At 42.5% G+C, this 16,790-nt stretch carries 17 protein-coding genes; all 17 read right to left on the reverse strand.

Annotation, left to right across the window (positions count from 1 at the left end; all coding sequences use genetic code 11):
- Nucleotides 1-12: 12 nt before the first annotated feature.
- The gene (gene secA, locus ACUN27_RS37345) at nt 13-2,532 is read right to left on the reverse strand and encodes a preprotein translocase subunit SecA (RefSeq protein ID WP_315955630.1); all 2,520 of its coding nucleotides are present in this window, start codon (nt 2,530-2,532) and stop codon (nt 13-15) included.
- 253 nt (nt 2,533-2,785) lie between these two features.
- A complete protein-coding gene (hpf, locus tag ACUN27_RS37350; protein WP_315955593.1) occupies nt 2,786-3,340 on the reverse strand; it encodes a ribosome hibernation-promoting factor, HPF/YfiA family in 555 nt (184 codons plus the stop codon).
- A gap of 260 nt (nt 3,341-3,600) precedes the next feature.
- The gene (locus ACUN27_RS37355) at nt 3,601-3,798 is read right to left on the reverse strand and encodes a cold shock domain-containing protein (RefSeq protein ID WP_028556842.1); all 198 of its coding nucleotides are present in this window, start codon (nt 3,796-3,798) and stop codon (nt 3,601-3,603) included.
- A 274-nt stretch (nt 3,799-4,072) separates the two neighbouring features.
- Entirely contained in the window at nt 4,073-5,281 is a 1,209-nt protein-coding gene (gene pseC, locus ACUN27_RS37360) for a UDP-4-amino-4,6-dideoxy-N-acetyl-beta-L-altrosamine transaminase (RefSeq protein ID WP_315955592.1), read from the reverse strand.
- A 64-nt stretch (nt 5,282-5,345) separates the two neighbouring features.
- On the reverse strand, nt 5,346-6,284 hold the full coding sequence (locus ACUN27_RS37365) for a dTDP-glucose 4,6-dehydratase (RefSeq protein WP_315955591.1): 939 nt from the start codon (nt 6,282-6,284) through the stop codon (nt 5,346-5,348).
- Nucleotides 6,285-6,322: 38 nt separating this feature from the next.
- The gene (gene pseI / locus ACUN27_RS37370; RefSeq protein ID WP_315955590.1) at nt 6,323-7,381 is read right to left on the reverse strand and encodes a pseudaminic acid synthase; all 1,059 of its coding nucleotides are present in this window, start codon (nt 7,379-7,381) and stop codon (nt 6,323-6,325) included.
- 26 nt (nt 7,382-7,407) lie between these two features.
- Nucleotides 7,408-7,965, reverse strand: a complete 558-nt coding sequence (pseH, locus tag ACUN27_RS37375) for a UDP-4-amino-4,6-dideoxy-N-acetyl-beta-L-altrosamine N-acetyltransferase (RefSeq protein WP_315955589.1) — start codon at nt 7,963-7,965, stop codon at nt 7,408-7,410.
- A gap of 30 nt (nt 7,966-7,995) precedes the next feature.
- On the reverse strand, nt 7,996-9,120 hold the full coding sequence (gene pseG / locus ACUN27_RS37380; protein WP_315955629.1) for a UDP-2,4-diacetamido-2,4,6-trideoxy-beta-L-altropyranose hydrolase: 1,125 nt from the start codon (nt 9,118-9,120) through the stop codon (nt 7,996-7,998).
- A gap of 31 nt (nt 9,121-9,151) precedes the next feature.
- Nucleotides 9,152-9,508, reverse strand: a complete 357-nt coding sequence (locus tag ACUN27_RS37385; protein ID WP_127453316.1) for a flagellar protein FlaG — start codon at nt 9,506-9,508, stop codon at nt 9,152-9,154.
- Nucleotides 9,509-9,527: 19 nt separating this feature from the next.
- Nucleotides 9,528-9,890: a hypothetical protein gene (locus ACUN27_RS37390; RefSeq protein WP_326061702.1), complete on the reverse strand. Its 363-nt coding sequence runs from the start codon at nt 9,888-9,890 to the stop codon at nt 9,528-9,530.
- A gap of 11 nt (nt 9,891-9,901) precedes the next feature.
- Nucleotides 9,902-10,282 carry a flagellar export chaperone FliS gene (fliS, locus tag ACUN27_RS37395; RefSeq protein ID WP_315955587.1) on the reverse strand — a complete coding sequence of 127 codons (381 nt, stop codon included), beginning with the start codon at nt 10,280-10,282 and terminating at the stop codon, nt 9,902-9,904.
- 12 nt (nt 10,283-10,294) lie between these two features.
- Nucleotides 10,295-11,803 (reverse strand): flagellar filament capping protein FliD, encoded by a 1,509-nt coding sequence (gene fliD / locus ACUN27_RS37400; protein ID WP_315955586.1) that lies wholly within the window; start codon nt 11,801-11,803, stop codon nt 10,295-10,297.
- A 61-nt stretch (nt 11,804-11,864) separates the two neighbouring features.
- Nucleotides 11,865-12,593, reverse strand: coding sequence for a glycosyltransferase family protein (locus ACUN27_RS37405; RefSeq protein ID WP_315955585.1), 729 nt, complete (start codon nt 12,591-12,593; stop codon nt 11,865-11,867).
- Nucleotides 12,590-13,618 (reverse strand): polysaccharide biosynthesis protein, encoded by a 1,029-nt coding sequence (locus ACUN27_RS37410; protein ID WP_315955584.1) that lies wholly within the window; start codon nt 13,616-13,618, stop codon nt 12,590-12,592. Before ACUN27_RS37410 ends, ACUN27_RS37405 begins: the two co-directional genes overlap by 4 nt.
- A gap of 15 nt (nt 13,619-13,633) precedes the next feature.
- A complete protein-coding gene (locus tag ACUN27_RS37415) occupies nt 13,634-15,019 on the reverse strand; it encodes a motility associated factor glycosyltransferase family protein (RefSeq protein ID WP_315955583.1) in 1,386 nt (461 codons plus the stop codon).
- Complete coding sequence (locus ACUN27_RS37420) at nt 15,016-15,369, reverse strand: hypothetical protein (protein WP_315955582.1); 354 nt, start codon at nt 15,367-15,369, stop codon at nt 15,016-15,018. The genes ACUN27_RS37415 and ACUN27_RS37420 overlap by 4 nt, the downstream gene beginning before the upstream one ends.
- On the reverse strand, nt 15,369-16,790 hold a 1,422-nt coding region (locus ACUN27_RS37425; protein WP_445560583.1), incomplete at its 5' end, for a motility associated factor glycosyltransferase family protein. The genes ACUN27_RS37420 and ACUN27_RS37425, both read right to left, overlap by 1 nt.

Genomic DNA, 16,790 nt, shown 5'->3' on the forward strand with positions numbered 1-16,790 from the left:
CGTCAGCTTCGTTTAGCTGCCTTGTCCGTGGCACTGTTTGAACTTCTTGCCGCTGCCGCATGGGCATGGGTCGTTACGTCCGATACGTTGCTCCTCATCGCGTACGACCGGCTTCTTGCCGCCAGCTTCGTTCTTCGTATCCACCGCTTGCCCTTCGGCTACGGCTTGACGCTCCAGGTTGCTTTGAACATGAGCTTTCATGATATACATCGCAACTTCTTCACGAATGTTATCAATCATCTCTTGGAACATCTCGAAACCTTCGAACTGATACTCACGAAGCGGATCCGTACCGCCGTATGCGCGTAAGTGGATACCTTGACGGAGCTGATCCATCGCATCAATATGATCCATCCATTTGCTGTCTACCGCGCGAAGCGCAACAACCTTCTCGAATTCACGCATGAATTCAGGTCCGATCTCTTCTTCACGCTCGTCATAACGCTTGCTGACAAGATCTTTGATAAGATCAATGATCTCTTCTTGCTCTTTGCCCCAAATATCTTGATCGCTAATATGCGCATCTTCCTGAAGGAAGTTGTTGTTCACGAAATTCGCGACCTCTGTAAGCTCCCACTCCTCCGGAATTTGCTCCTCCGGACAGTGTGCTTTCACGACGCGCTCGATCACTGCGTTAATCATACCCTCGATGACTTCGCGGATATTTTCGGATTCCAGCAGTTCGCGGCGCTGTTTATAAATAATTTCACGTTGTTGGTTCATCACATCGTCATACTGAAGGACGACTTTACGAACGTCGAAGTTGTTTCCTTCCACACGTTTTTGTGCGGATTCAACCGCACGCGAGATCAACTTGCTCTCAATCGGCTGATCTTCTTCCATTCCCAGACGGTCCATCATGGCCATAATATTTTCAGCCCCAAAACGTTTCATCAATTCATCCTCTAGAGAGAGGTAGAATTGCGACGAACCAGGGTCGCCTTGACGGCCTGCACGACCGCGCAGCTGATTATCAATTCGTCTGCTTTCATGACGTTCTGTACCTATAATATGCAATCCACCGATATCATGTACGCCTTCGCCAAGCATAATGTCCGTACCGCGGCCCGCCATATTCGTAGCAATCGTCACCGATCCCGGTTGACCTGCGCGTGATACGATTTCAGCTTCTTCCGCATGGTATTTGGCATTGAGGACCTTGTGCTGTACGCCTTTCTTTTTGAGCATGTCAGAAAGTCTTTCGGAGTTCTCAATCGAAACCGTACCAACAAGAACCGGTTGATTCAGCTTGTGTTTCTCCACAATTTGCTCTACAACCGCTCTGAACTTACCATTTTCCGACTTGTATACCACATCCGGCATATCTTTACGAATCATCGGACGGTTGGTTGGAACAATGATAACTTCAAGCCCATAAATTTTCTTGAGCTCTTCTTCTTCCGTCTTCGCCGTACCGGTCATACCCGCAAGCTTGCGGTACATCCGGAAATAGTTCTGGAACGTAATTGTCGCCAGCGTCATGCTCTCATTCTGAACTTGAAGCTGCTCTTTGGCCTCGATGGCTTGGTGCAACCCATCACTATAGCGACGGCCTGTCATAATACGGCCTGTAAATTCATCAACAATCATAACCTCGTCGTCTTGCACGACGTAGTCCACATCACGTCTCATGATGAAACGCGCTTTAAGGGCTTGAGTCACATGGTGGTTAATGTTCACATTCTGATGATCAAATAAGTTCTCAATGCCGAATGCGCGTTCTGCTTTCGCAACCCCTTCTTCCGTAAGAGCTACGGAACGCACTTTAATATCGATCGTGTAATCCTCTTCTATTTTCAAATTGGACACAAAACGGTCCGCTGAATAATACAAATCCGTTGATTTAGCAGCTTGTCCCGAAATAATAAGAGGCGTTCTAGCTTCATCGACCAGAATGGAGTCAACTTCATCGATAACCGCGTAATAAAGCGGACGCTGTACCATCTGCTCTTTGTAGAGCACCATGTTATCTCGCAGGTAGTCGAACCCGTATTCGTTGTTTGTTCCATACGTAATATCGCAGGCATAAGCTGCTTGCTTTTCCTCATGGGATAATTCATGCAGATTTACCCCGACCGTCAGACCAAGGAATTCATAAATCTGGCCCATTTCGGCACTATCACGTTGCGCCAAATAATCATTGACCGTTACCACGTGCACGCCTTTACCCAGCAAGGCATTCAAATAGACAGGAAGTGTTCCAACTAACGTTTTCCCTTCCCCTGTTCTCATCTCGGCGATACGGCCTTCGTGAAGCACCATACCCCCAATAAGTTGAACGTCGTAATGACGTTTACCCAATACACGTTTGGCTGCCTCTCTGACTACGGCAAAAGCTTCAGGAAGCAAGTCATCCAATTCCTCGCCCTTTTCCAAGCGATTACGGAACTCCACAGTCTTACCTCTTAACTCTTCATCAGATAACGGCTCAATGCCTGCTTCAAGCTCGTTGATATAATCAACGGCTTTTAACATCCGTTTAACTTCCCGTTCATTGGAATCACCAAAAATCTTTTTCACTAGTCCTAGCATCGGTGAACCCCTTTCTATTGCATTCGTATCCTCAAATTGTACCACCTTTGACCGCCCTGCCGCAACAAACCCTCCGCCTACATTCATATAAACTACCTATGGCCTTCAAAAGTTTCACGTTTTAGCTTATTTCTATAGTATTGAATCGTTATCGGAAATGCATGCATGCAAAATAAACGTATCTACATGGCTGTATCAATAGAAAAGAGCTCAATTCGACTGAATCGAATCAAGCTCTTTGTAAGTATTTATTTTATTTGTAAATAGCCGGCTCAATTAATCCGTACTTGCCGTCGTTACGTTTGTAAACTACGTTGACAGAATCTGTGTCCATATTGGAGAAAACAAAGAAACTGTGACCAACCAAATTCATTTGCAAAATCGCTTCCTCCACATCCATCGGCTTCAAATCGAAGCGTTTGTTGCGGACCAATTCAAAGTCTTCTTCCTCTTCCACGAAAGTGACAGGTGCTGTTTCCATTTTAAACAAATCACGCTTGCCGCCTTCTTCGCGAATTTTACGGTTGGTTCTAGTTTTATGCTTGCGAATTTGGCGCTCTAACTTGTCCACAACCAAATCAATCGAAGCATACATATCAGAGTTGCGTTCCTCTGCTCTGAGCAGCACGCCAGTTAAAGGAATGGCTACCTCGATGGTTTGTAAATCTTTGACTACACTTAGCTTTACTTGTACATCGGATGTAAGGGGAGCTTCAAAATACCTATCTAGTCTGTTTAATTTTTTCTCGACATAGTCCCTGAGGGCCTCAGTTACTTCAAGGTGTTCTCCGCGAATGCTAATCATCATAGTTAAACATCTCCCTTCCTACTTACAGTATACTACATTCCACCCCATCTTCATAATTCCTTTAAATTCCGAGCATAATATGTATGCCAAGAATAAACGACTTCGTCGTCCTTTTAGGACGCGCGCGTTTGTCAAGGTAGATTCGAAGCTAAAGTATAAAACTTATACTTTTTAATCTACGCAAAAAAACACCCCGGGATGACTCCCAAGGTGTGCATGTTCGTAGGTGTATACTAGCGGCACCGGATCGTGCCGGATGATTATAGTCTGCTAACGTTAGCTGCTTGAGGACCGCGTGCGCCTTCTACAATGTCAAACTCTACTGCTTGACCTTCGTCCAGCGTTTTAAATCCTTCGGATTGAATGGCTGAGAAATGCACGAATACATCTCCACCATCTTCACGCTCGATGAAACCATAGCCTTTCTCTGCGTTGAACCATTTCACTTTACCTTGCATAACGTACACATTCCCTTCGTTTTAAAAAATGTATTAATCATAAGCAAATGAATAATGTAAGCCCTTACTTTTTGACTATAACACCCGTCTGCTTGACCTGTCAATTTGAAACTTGCCAATCAAGTAAATTTTTTGAAAATTCGGGTATATACAAGTCGTGGATAACTGCGAAATTTGTAGAATATTGTCGTGGCGCGGATTTATCCACTTTATTCACAGAGTTATGCACAGGTTTGTGCACATTATCCACAGGCCTCATAAGACAAGAAACCATCTACTTCGCGTAAAATGTTAATACTTTATTTACAGCGTTTATAACATCTTGAATATCCTGATCTATCATGGCCGGGAACAGCGGAAGAGAAATAATGCCTTCGTAAAGATTTTCCGCTATTGGTGCAATCCCTTTCTCGTACCCTAATCTCTTGTAGTAAGGGTGGTAATGCACAGGAAGATAATGAACATTAACACCAATATTTTGTTTTCTCAATGCATCAAAAATATCCTTACGGCTTCCAGTTAACTTTGACAAATCGAGTTGAATAATATAGAGATGCCAGCTAGAATTGCGATCTGGTTTCTGATAGGGTGTAATAATTGCTGCTGTATGCGCAAAAGCTTCTGAATACTGCTTTGCTATTTCTCGTCTACGGGCAACAAACTCATCTATTTTTTTCAGTTGTGAGGAACCTAACGCCGCCTGAATGTCTGTCATACGGTAGTTAAACCCAAGTTCTTGCATCTCATAATACCAGTCACCTTCAGCCTGTGATTCAAGCAATTCTTTTTCCCGGGTAATACCGTGACTTCGGAAAAGAAGCAATTTCTGATATAACTCATCTGAATTAGTAGTAATTACGCCACCCTCTCCAGTAGTCACATGTTTGACCGGATGGAAACTAAACATCGTCATATCTGCGATTGAACCAACTTTTCGACCTTTGTAATCAGCGCCAAGCGAATGGGCAGCGTCTTCAATTACTATTAGATTCCGCTCCTTTGCAAGCTGCATAATTTCTTCTAAATCTACAGGCTGGCCTGTAAAATCTACGGGAATGATCGCTTTCGTTCTAGGAGAGATTAAAACTTTAATCTTCTCACTATCTATGTTATAAGTATCCGATTCAATATCTGCGAATACCACTTCACCACCACAATAACGTACACAATTTGCACTTGCAGCAAAGGTCATTGAAGTTGTAATTACCTCATCCCCTTCACCAATTTCTGCAGCAAAACAAGCTCCATGAAGCGCTGCTGTTCCATTTGAAAAAGCCACTGCATGTTTAGCACCTACATAACGTGCTACTGAATCCTCAAATTCCTTAATTCTTGGTCCTTGTGTTAAAAATGGAGATCGAAGCGTTGCAATAACAGCTTCAATGTCTGTCTCATCTAGAGACTGTCTACCATAAGGAAGCATTGTATCCCGAACTGGAACGTCCTCGATGAGCACTGGTTGCGAATTTTTTGTATTAACCATTTGGAATACCTCCGATATTTTAAAAATAGGCTGAAATGCGTCAATTCGCATATCAGCCCTTCTATTAGATAATGGTTTTAATCCACTCTTCAGTTAGCTTTAAACCTTCTTCAAGTGTTGTAAGGGGCTGCCATCCAAGGAGCTCTTTCGCCTTAGATGAATTACAAAGAAGTTTTTGAATCTCGCTCTGCGGATGAATATGTTCTACATGCTTGATCCTGTTCTCGTCCCCAACAATTAATTTGGCCAAATCATTTACTGCAATATCACGCCCTAGACCTGCATTTACAATATGTCCATCAACGCGGTCTGAGTATCCTGCCTCCACAACAAATCGAGCGCAATCATCAACATAGAGCAAATCCCTCGTCTGCGTTCCCTCTCCATAGATGTGTAAAGTTTCCCCGTTAAGCTTCTTCTTGATGAAAATAGCAACGACTCCACCCTCGCCACCAAACTTTTGGAACGGTCCATAAGTATTAAATGGGCGTACTACAACAGCCGGTAAACCATAAGCAAAAAAATAAGATAGAACCATATTTTCAGCAGCAATTTTTGCACCAGCATAGGGAGAGGCAGGCTTAATTGGATGCGTTTCAGATATTCCCGACTCGTCTAAACAACGATCATAGACCATACAAGTGCTCATAAATACGATCTTCACTTGATGTTTACGACATTGTTCTAACACATAGAATGTTCCTAACGTGTCATTATTAAAAGTCGTTCTAGGATCATCGATGCTATCTTGTACATTGATACTTGCACCAAGATGATAACAAACATCGAAACCATTTTCGAACAAATGACTTAACGTCTCTTCGTTCTTGATGTCACCGTGGAGAAATTGCTGGAATCTCGGATGAGACTTGAATTCCTCAATATTATTTTCTTCTCCGTTGGATAAATCATCTAAGACCCAGACATTCTGGCCATCTTCTAATAACCTTTTTACAACCCAACGACCAATGAAACCTGCTCCGCCCGTAACCAATACTTTCATCTGTATCTTCCCCTTCTTCTAGGTGAGGCTTAAATTAGTTATAGTATCATGTCTAATGTGACAGCAGTTCCTCTTGGAATATCCTTGCTTACTCTTTTACCAAGCAAGGTATCCAAGTATTTAGGCGGAAGACCAAGGCCCGGTCGAATAACGCGTAAATTTTCAGATGTGAAAATTTCTCCCGCTTTCAAATCTTTAACTACATATAACGAACGACGAAACTGCGTGGAGTTCTTTTCTTTCTCGCTAACGCCATACGAAATAGCACCTAACCCTTGCCATGCACGCTCTGTTTCTTCCACTAAGCTGCTCATCTCATGAGGTTCCAATGAAAAAGCACTGTCGACCCCACCATCAGCTCTACTTAAGGTAAAATGTTTTTCTATTACAGTTGCCCCTAAGGCAACACTTGCTACGGCTACACCAACGCCTAATGTATGATCAGATAAACCGACCTGGACATTAAAAAGTTGCTGCATATGCGGAATGGTTCGAATGTTGGAATTGTCCGGAGTAGCTGGGTAAGAACTCGTACATTTTAATAAAATAAGATCTTGGCATCCCGCAGCTCGAACGGTTTGAACGAGTTCATCCAGTTCAGCAATGCTTGCCATACCTGTTGATGCAATAATTGGCTTGCCTGTGGAAGCAACTTTACGAAGAAGTGGTATATCCGTATTCTCAAATGAAGCAATTTTATAGCAGGATACTCCTAAGGATTCCAAAAAATCTACCGCAGTCTCATCAAACGGTGTGCTAAAACCGATCATCCCGTGTGCTTTACAGCGATCAAAAATTGCTTTATGCCACTCCCATGGCGTATAAGCTTGCTGATATAGAGCATACAAAGACTGCCCGTTCCACAAGCTTTCAGCATCATTGATAAAAAAATCGCTTTGGTCGGACTCTATAGTCATAGTATCTGCTGTATAAGTTTGAATCTTTAAGGCATGTGCTCCCGCTTTAGCTGCGGCATCTACAATTTCAAGCGCTCGCTCTAAAGATTGATTATGATTGCCGGACATTTCCGCTATAATAAACGGCCTGTGCTTAGGCCCTATCGTTCGATGTTCAATGATAATTTCAGGATGATTCATGCTGCCCACCTCGGCGATTATGATAATTAGAATAGCTTTTCACCATATTGCAGTAATAAATCTTTCTTTATTCCGCCCCATTGATCGGCAAAACAAGCAAATAACACAATATCTTCATAGTAATTATGCTTCCAAACGTGTTGTGATAAAATACCTTCTTGTGTAAAACCTAACCTTCTATGAAATCGCAAACTTTTCTCATTAAATGCGAATACTTCCGCGCACAATTTACGAATTTTCAAATGTTCAAACGCTTCAGACATACCGAGAGTCCCTAGAATTGATCCACTTCCGGGAGGAACATCTGTTTCGCCGAGATAAAATCCCCAATTACACTTATTGTGTACACTATTAATAGAAGTAAAATTGATGACCCCAATCGGCGTACGATTGAGTTCAAATATGTAATGTCGAGACTCTTGGCTGTTTTGAATCCGCGAAAACCAAGCACAATGGTCATCCCAAGAAATCAGCTCGTCAGAATACATATTCTTTCGAACGCGCTCTGAGTTCCGCCACTGCAAGACAATTCTCAGATCCGATTCTGACATAACACGAAGTTTATAATCGTTATACGGTCGCATAGCTTTTCCTCATGAACTTTAGATTTCGGCTTATTTTACGGAGTTTAAAAGGGTACCTACAACACTAACCGCGTCAACAGCGTCTAATTGCCCCATGATTTCCATTCCTGTACGACTAATGTCGGCTAACAAACCTGGATTCTCTAAGTACTTTTTAATCGCTATCGCAATCGCAGGAGGGGAAACCTCACTGTAATGGCCTAAATAGTGAATCGCACCTCTACTCGCAACAACTTCTGTAACTTCCATCTGGTTATCAGCCGTCGTAATCGTGATCGCAGGGAGCCCCAAAAAACACCTTTCCCACGTAGTGGAGCCGCCAGCCCCAATAGCTAAATCCGCACGAACCATCAATTCGGCCATTTGATTGGTTTGGCAATAATATTCCGCATTTACTAATTTAGAGCAAAGCTCAGCAATCTTTGCCTTATTGGGATTCGAACTGCCCACAACCACATCAATTGTAAGTTCTGTTTCCTCCAATAACATAAAAGCTTCAAGTGCCTTTTGGGTTTCATTGGTAGGGTCACTACCACCGAAAAAAGCAAGAATCCTGCGGACACCTTTCTCCCTTATTTGTGCAAATTTTCGTGCAACCTGAAACTCGTCTCGCAATAAGGCATAAGAGGGCCCCAACAACTTCATACAGTGCTCAGGAATTATGCCATCGTATCGATGCTCCATATTATCATAGAGGTTTTGATCTAACAGTATATCGCAATCATGATGCCGATTAGCCAGATCATCTACAATCATAATTTTGTTCACGAAACTCCGAATGTTCTGTTCCCATCGTATATCAATTGCATAGTGGTCTACGACGAGCAAGTCGATAGCTGTCCCCAGGTTGCTTAACATAGAAGAGGTTTGTGCGAGATCCTCTTCCCAAGGTTCACCCAGCCAGTGTGCATAAGCATAGTTCACATCTGCTTCATTCGCTTTTTGCTCACAATATGGAAGTCGAAAAACAGGGTATCCCATTTGTTGAATTAAATCACAAAAATGGCCGGGATGTTCTCGACAGACAAACTGTACCATAGCTCCATTTCGTTTGAACTTATCGGCTAGCGTCAAACACCTCATGACATGCCCAGTTCCGATTTCCGTCGAAGCATCTGCACGAATAACAACTTGCACATCATCAAACCCCTTCATCAAGGAAAGAACCCCTCCCACTGCTTAGGGGTTAAATTTTTTTGTCTACAATAATCCCCAATTTTTCATAAAAATTAGCTACCATATCCATAACTTTCTTGGATGGAATTTCTTTAATTACATCATTGGTTTTGTCATCCACAACTTGTACGTAATATTCTTGCAGTTTATCGTGTAAAACAAAATGAAGATGGGAGTTTTTAGACTGCAATATTTTATTGAGATGATCAAGTTCCTTAGTAATCTCTGTTTTGTTATATGCTCGTTCTTGTTGAATTTCGACACCAGGAGCTTCCTCTTGTTGAGGTACCTTATGCTCATCCGGGTATTCCTTAGCAGCAGATCGCTCCTGTAGACCTGAAACATCAGTAATCGGTCGAATTTCCATTTTGCCCTCCCTAGGCTATTTACTTTTTTTTGTCGAAAAAGGCCCCATATGGCGTTTGTCGCAAATACGATTCATATTGCGTGGATATAGTTTTAGCTTTTCGAATATCTTTTATCTTTGCTTCCGTCTCTTGCAGCGAGGCTTGAATGGCTTTTTGTAATTCATCTTCCTTGACCTTTAGCTTATCATAGAGTGAGCGGTATTTGCCGATATTCGCTTCCTGCTGTAAATTTTCATCCAACTGCTTTAACAACAGCTCCCGCTCTGCAAACAGTGGATCCATCGCTTCGAGAGGCTGATTCTGTGGGGAATACTGGATAATTTGGAGCATATCGCCTGTTCTGTCGATGAGTTGTTGAAACAATGCTTCAGTGGATCCCATGTAGGCGCCCCCTACTGTTTTTGGCTGCGGGCAAGTGTAATTGCTTGTTTCCACGTATCGCGAAACTCCATAAAAAAGCCCTCGACCTCTTCCAAGATGGAAATGTTTTTAGAGACATTGCTTTCAACAAGCCGTCTCTTCAAGTAATCGTAAAGTAAGAGCAATTGTTCAGAAATCGGGTATTTCCTATCAAGTGTAATAATCAATTCGTCGACAATATCTTGAACGCGAGTAATGTGCTGATGAGCATGATTATAATCTCTGTCAGCGATTGCTTGCTTCGCTCGTTTAACAAATGTAATAGCTCCATTATAAAGCATAAGTGTAAGTTCTTCAGAAGGAGCCGTGTCCACTTGATTTTGTTTATAGCTTTTTGCCGCTGGTTGAATCATATGGTTCCTCCATTATTTAAAGTAACTGGCAAGCTGCGAACCCTGAGAACTCAGATTCTCTAAAGAAGTTTGCAGTGCAGTATATTTATTGTACAAACTTTGCTCATAGTCAGATAATTTATCCTGCTCTGTTTGAATGCGAGTCGAGTAATCGTTAATTTGCTGATTCAAATAGCTCTGTGTTGGAACGACCTGCGTTTTTGCAGTAATTTGGGCAATAATATCTTTTTTCAAGGTATCATACAAACGTGTACCTATACCGGCATCATTTACGTTTGTTAGATTCCCGCTTGCATCACGCGCCCCATCCTTTGTAAAAAGGTTCGCCACCTGATCCGGATTATTTATTAATGCCGTACGCAATTTATCTTCATCAATATAAATTTTACCTTTTTCTAAATAAGCCAAGTAGCTGCTCGAACCACTGCTCTGATACGTGGTGATTCCAATATCGGACAAATCATTATATTGATCTCCAGCAATACCAGAGACATTGCTCGAAAGATCGTTTCGCATTGCGTTTAGACCGGAACTTAATATGCTGTCATTACGCAGAAGCCCTGATTTCGCCTTCTCTTCCCAAAGCGTAATATCCGCGTCCTTCATTTCCTTTTTCTGATCATCAGTTAGCGGTGTATAGTCCCGATACTTCGTTTCACTGATTTTGCTGTTCATTTTATCGATTAACGTGTTGTACTTATCGAAAACACCTTTAATTGTTGAAACGACACTATCCACATCCAAATTATTGGAACCATTTATTGTGTAAGGAGTACCTGCAGGATCGGCTAACAGCGTAAAGTTTATATTATTTAACGTGAAGGAGTTAGAAGAAGCCTTAATCACGTCTGTGCTGCCGTTGAAATATACTTCTGCATCCTGACCAGGAATATCAATATTCTGATTAGCTGGAGCGATCTTTAGATTAGTTAAATTCGATGTAGGAGTAGTTTCTTTTATGTTTATCTTTGCTGCCGCTCCGGTTTGACTACTAACGAACGTAACCTTGTCCGAAAGCTGATCATAAACAGCTTTCACCCCAGTAGATGCTGTTGCTCCATTAATATTGGCAACGATTTGACTTACACTATCCCCAGCATTAATTGTAATGTCTTTGTTCCCCAATGAACCTGCTACATTAATTGTACCTGCGGTAGCAGTGAAAGTTCCGACTGGCGCAGTGCTACCAACCGATGCAACTTTTGCAATCTTATCTACCTTCAGGGAGAAATTCCCGGTCAGCGCCTTTGCTGTAGGTGACACCTGCACTTTACCAGCGTCAGTAGTCGATAAAGTTGTTTTCTGCGTCATAAAAGTAGCTTGAAGCGTCAACTTCTGTGCTTCGTTCATAAAGCTCGACATATCGGTATTCACATCACGGTAAGCATCACGTTGCCATGTGAGAGATGTCCTTTTCTGAATCATTTGATCAATAGGAGCTTGTTTAACCTTCATCATTTGGCTAACAATCGAATCAATATCCAAACCTGTTGTACCAAGTCCGCTTATTCGAGTCGTCAATAGAATCACCTTCGCATTCGCTAGTGTTTACAATATATATCGGCAAAAGCACTAATTAGATTTACTGCTTTTGTTCTACATGGGAATTAATCATTGCCCAGTCAGGATTTTTGCGCATTAGTGAAGCCGCTTCTTTCCAGGTAAATAGTTGACCTGGCAGGTACAAAGAATTATAAATTCTCGATATTAATTCCCAGTCTTCAGGCGTATCAAGTGTCCAACGGTAATCGAGAATACCCTCATCACTTAGAACAGAACGGCAATTGAAGTATTTAGGTGTATTGTATATATACGGAGTAACATGTTCGCGGTCATGAGCTCTTTGAGATTCCCGATGCGCAGTCTCTAGAGAAGCGAAAGAAAATACTTCTGTATCTAATCCACGCGGGTAGGAACGATTTAACGTATTGCTTACATAGTCGTATTTGCCGCCTTCGTTCAGATATTCCTGGATAATATGGGAGGAAACTTCGGGATCAATCAGCGGGCAATCGGAAGTAATGCGAATGACCGTATCCGCTTTTGCCTGCAGACCAGCTTCATAATAACGCGACAAAACATCATATTCGCTGCCTCTGTAAACCGCAGCACCTTGAGAAATCGCTTCCTCGACAATCGGAGCGTCTTGAGCACCAGTTGTGGTCGCAACGACAATTTCCTGCACGTTCTTAAAGTTTTGCGCTCTTTCAATAACATGCGCAAGGACCGTTTTACCAGCCAAGTTTGTTAACACTTTTCCGGGGAGTCTAGTCGAACCCATTCTTGCCTGAATGATGACCACGTTTTTCATAATAATTCCCCCTTGATTAAACCTTCCTCCAATATCCACTGACGGAGAGTATCACGATCAATCGGCTGCTCCTGGTGGGAATTCACTGCACATTGCTGCATTTTTTGAGCATTAGGATAAGAGGTTTCCAGCTTCAAATCACGAAATGCTGAAGGAATAATAAACATATCTGGTGTTTCCCAGGCATGCAACGTCTCGTCTTCGGTCATTAATTCTTCATATCGTTTCTCGCCTGGGCGCAAGCCAATTTCTTCACGAACAACTTGTTCGGATATTCCAAATCTAGTACAGACTTCTTCAATAACAACATCAGCCAAATCAACGAGCAAAATAGTCGGCATCTTTAAAACAAACACTTCTCCGCCCTGAGAAATATCGTTAGCCTTAAGCATCAGCGAAATCGCTTGTGTCGCCGTCATCATGTAACGGGTCATTTGTCGATCGGTTATAGTAACTTTGCTCTTTTCCATAATCTGCTTGACAAAAAGAGGAATGACTGATCCCCTTGACCCCATTACGTTCCCAAAACGGACTGATGCAAATACAGTTTGTTTGGGTCCTTTCTGGTATTCGGCTGCAGAAATGAGGCGTTCAGCCATCAGTTTAGAAGCACCGTACGTATTAGTCGGCGAAATAGCTTTATCGGTAGAAGTGAAAAGAACCTTTTTAACCCCGCACTGAATTGCCGCTTGAATCATGTTCTGTGTACCTATGATATTCGTCTGAACGGCTTCAAATGGGTTGTATTCGCAGAACGGCACATGTTTCATAGCTGCCAGGTGAAAGACGTAATCAATGTCCTCCATGGCACGTAGAAGTCTTTGTCCATCTCGAACGTCTCCTATTAAAAACCGCAGTTTAGACAAATGTTCTGTAAAATTCTGTTGCATCTCATACTGCTTGTACTCATCACGACTCATAATTCGAATGACTTGTGGATTCTGCCGCAATAAAAAACGTGTAAGATGTTGACCAAGGGTTCCAGTACCACCGATAATCAATATTTTTTTGCCTTCATAGTTCATGCTTCCAACTCCAAATCAATTCAAGGATGCGGATAATACCATTTGTTGAAATGCCTCACGTGCCTTAGAAACATCGTTCACTTGGACGCTTGTTAAAAATTCCGACAATGTCACATGTGCAAACCCTTCGATATAAGCGCCGCCTTCCGTAGCATTGAAGAAAACCTCATCGTTGTTTCTGGCTTGTTCCTCAAACCATTTCTTATAAATTAGCAAATTACGCGAGGTCATTACGGTTCCAAGCCTATCGAACGCTACTACGCGCTCTCCTGTCGCTTCTCGTTCCCATTTTTTGTAGAGTGGTGTTCCCGCTACGTGTGTTTGGTTATCAGTGTATGCAAGGTCTTGACCTACAAGGCAGATCGGTCTCATGCACAATAATCGAGCTAGAGAAAAGAGAGTCGTCGAAACGGATCCTCCCGTCTGTACAAGTTGTTCGCTACGAAGCGAAGCCATTTCTTCAGCTGGTACAAAGCCCTCCTGAAAAAGAATGAATTTCGGACCGGCGTATTGTTCCACGACTGCTGTGTGGACAGTACTTAGGAAAAACAAGGGGATGGATGGTGGCTGCCAACCTTCCAACTGCTTAATCATTCCCTCTTGCGGATCGGTCATAATTACAAAGTCAGGGATTACTCCATGACGAACCAACAAGGAAGATGCTGTCCCTACAGCTCCGAGTAAACAATGCTTGGCTGCAGTTTGCAAGAGCGGTAACGATTTCGCAAGAGATGGTCCGGCGCTGATAAGAATGGCTGGTACAGAAGAGGAAAAATCTTGAAAAGCAGAAATCGACGGCCACTCCTGCTGGGTGTTCTGCATAAAATTGCTATTCATTAATTCCCTATTGATGATTGCACTATTGCGCTTAATTTTGTAATCCAATAAGATACTTTTGAAAGATGATAATTCCAATGGCACCGCGCGCAATGACGGCTCATGGACGATGACATGTACATGTTCATTCTGCCAAGCATTCGACCGTTCCCCATAAACTTTTATATCGTCCGTAACGATTATTGTTAGCCGCCGGCAATTCATAATGTCTTTAAGAGCTCCGGACTTTTCGATATGAAAAAAGGCTGCAACATTCGTCTCCCAAACTTCAATCGGAGTTCCCATTTGCTCGGTTTTCTCTAGCAAGGCGCTAACGTGGTGCCCACATCCAAGACCATAAAGAACAATGCGATCCACACTCTCCCCTTCACTGCCGCTCAAATGAGCAGCAGCAAATCGTCCCGCTTCGGAAACAGGATCATAACGACTATGCAAATAAATGGCTTGAGTCCCGGATTCTTGTATGAAAGCCGTAAAGGATCCATTTTTAGCTCGCTCTAGTGTCACATCAGGCCCATTGAATCTTGGAACATCCCTTTGAATAAAGTGATCTTGGTTATTCAATGAACCATTCCCCTTAGTTGCTCTTCACAAGATTCCAACATTGGACGCAATTCATATTGCAACAGATCACAAAGAGATACAAAGTCATTTTGTTCCAGCGCTTCTGTCATTTGATCCATGTACGGCTTAATGAGCTCAATATTCCAGTCTTCCAATAAGAATCGATCCAACCGTTGAAGTCCCGCAACAGCCTCTACTAACCAATTTAGCCCTTCTAAATAGGCAAGCAATGTGTCGATCCATCCCTCCTGGTGGGTTTGAATATCAAGAGCTATCTTTTCAGATGCTGCCGCCAATTTAGGAACATAGTCTATCATACTCTCCAACGTTTCCTGTACGATGTCTTGCATTAACCGTTATCCTCCTCTAGCTCCAAATTCGGCGGTTCCCATTTCTGCTTCGCCTCGAAGTACAGCTCTTCACTATTTAGCCCTAGTTCAGTAACTGCCTCTCGAATTCCTTCTTCATATACTTTCATAATTTGATCTCTTCCATCAATAATCCACATCATAAAGTTGCTTTGATGAACTAAAATAGATTTCAAGCGCTCAATTGAGGATACGCGGGAAATAGGGTTCATTTTCACATGATAATTAGTTAGAAGCGGAGAGAGGAAAAACATACAGAATGAATCCTTTATCATATCCTTTATTAGGAGTTCTACATTACGTATAATTCGACTCGCTTTCATTTCCAAAAACTCTACTGAATTGTCCTGCGAGAATGGCTGCTCCACTAGCAATTGCTCGATTGCCTGCAAAATCTCTGCCGCAAACGTGCTGATGCGCTCCAACTCACCCAAACGGCCGTTAAAGAAATCTATCATGTTTCTCATTCTATCGTGCAGTTCGGCATCCATGGGTTGCGCCATATCACGAAACAATTCCGGAATTGAAGGAGTCCGCTCCTGACAATACTGTTCGATTACTTCCTGGAATGGCATATTGACGGCTCCTTTAATTTCTGCACCGCCCTCTGTAGCATTAATTACTAACGGAGCCGGTAAAATCGCAAGCATATGTTCCATCCAGAATAAAAATTGTCTCCAAAGCTCCCTCGTTCTGACTTTACCACCATAATAGCCATCTACGTAGACCGTTTTATTATAAAAGTTTTGATCCGGCTGCAAAGAAGCAGAGATTTGCTTACGCTGTTCATCGGTTATATTCTCATCGCTCTGATCAACATAGAAACTGTCTTTGCTATGCGTAGTTCCTTCTTCCGAGTAAGCCAAATCTTGACCTATGAAAACAATCGGATACCCGCCGAGATGTTGTGCCACAGAATAACTCAAATGAGCTACAGAATTTCCATTGTATAGTGTCCCTAAATCTCCAAGAGCTTCGCTCATAAGTCGGGAATGTGTAATATTAGATTTAAATACGGGCACAACGTGCGAATTCCACACCCTTGGAAGGCGCGGGTCCATCAACGTCAATGCAATTAACGCAGTCTCTTCCGGTATTTCTACACCGTTTGTACTGAGTTCATAAGAATTGGGACCTCGTTCCAAAATGCATAACACATCCGGAGCAATATCGTTCTTAAGTAGTACTTTAAATGCTGACTCTGCGCTGATAATCATTGCCTTTCCTTTAACCTGTTTGAGCAGTGGAAGTTGCTTATCCAACGAAGGACCAGAAGCAACACATATGATCGGTTTTCCTTTAAACTTCTCTTTTAAATCTTTAATCTTTGGTGAGCGTAAAGCAATTGGAACATTTTTCAATTCGTTGGACATGCCGAGCAATGTATCTTCCATCGAATTACC

The sequence above is a fragment of the Paenibacillus sp. WC2504 genome (assembly GCF_052682475.1).